The sequence below is a fragment of the Labilibaculum manganireducens genome (assembly GCF_002843385.1).
GTDB lineage: Bacteria > Bacteroidota > Bacteroidia > Bacteroidales > Marinifilaceae > Labilibaculum > Labilibaculum manganireducens.
Window position 1 is genome coordinate 1 of the sequence record NZ_MVDE01000089.1, and the last position, 1,257, is coordinate 1,257.

A 1,257-nucleotide genomic window follows, 5' to 3' on the forward strand; every position below is an offset into this window, starting at 1 on the left:
AAACAATCACAGTTTCGGCGAGTGGCAATTATTCAGTTGTAGTTACAGATGCCAACGGCTGTTCAGCAACAGATGATGCCAATGCAACCATTCATGCCAACCCAACAGTTAATTTGGGGGCAGATCAGCAGACTTGCTCAGGAAATACGATCACTTTTGATGCCGGCAATGCAGGATCAACCTATTTATGGAGTACCGGTGAAACTACTCAAAGCATTACAGTTTCTGCTTCAGGAAATTACAGCATAACAGTAACTGATACCAACGGCTGTTCAGCAACAGACGATGCCAATGCAACAATAAATCCGAATCCAGTTATTGATTTAGGAGTCGATCAGGAAACCTGTGCCGGCAACAGTATTTCATTTGATGCAGGAAATGTTGGTGCCACTTATTTATGGAGTACCGGTGAAACAACACAGACAATTACAGTTTCGGCGAGTGGAAACTACAGCGTAACAGTAATTGATGCCAACGGCTGTTCAGCAACAGACGATGCCAATGCAACAATACATCCGAATCCAGTTATTGATTTAGGAATTGATCAGGAAACCTGTTCCGGCAACAGCATCACATTTAATGCAGGAAATGTTGGTGCCACTTATTTATGGAGTACCGGTGAAACCACACAGACAATCACTGCTTCAGCGAGTGGCAATTATTCAGTTGTAGTTACAGACGCCAACGGCTGTTCTGCAAGTGATGATGCAAATGCTACAATTCATGCGAATCCAGTTGTTGATTTAGGAATTGATCAGGAAACCTGTTCCGGCAACAGCATCACATTTGATGCAGGAAATGTTGGTGCCACTTATTTATGGAGTACCGGCGAAACCACTCAGACGATTACAGTTTCAGCGAGTGGCAATTATTCAGTTGTAGTTACAGACGCCAACGGCTGTTCAGCAACAGACGATGCCAATGCAACTATCCATGCAAATCCAGTTGTTGATTTAGGCATTGATCAGGAAACCTGTGCCGGCAACAGTATTTCATTTGATGCAGGAAATGTTGGTGCCACTTATTTATGGAGTACCGGTGAAACCACGCAGACAATCACAGTTTCGGCGAGTGGAAACTACAGCGTAACAGTAATTGATGCCAACGGCTGTTCAGCAACAGACGATGCCAATGCAACCATTCATGCCAACCCAACAGTAAACCTTGGGGCAGATCAGCAGACTTGCTCAGGAAATACGATCACTTTTGACGCCGGCAACGCAGGATCAACTTATTTATGGAGTACCGGCGAAACCA

The 1,257-nt window shown here is 44.6% G+C and carries 1 pseudogene; it reads left to right on the forward strand.

Annotation, left to right across the window (positions count from 1 at the left end):
• Nucleotides 1–1,257, forward strand: a pseudogene (locus tag BZG01_RS21725) (hypothetical protein); the annotation flags it as partial.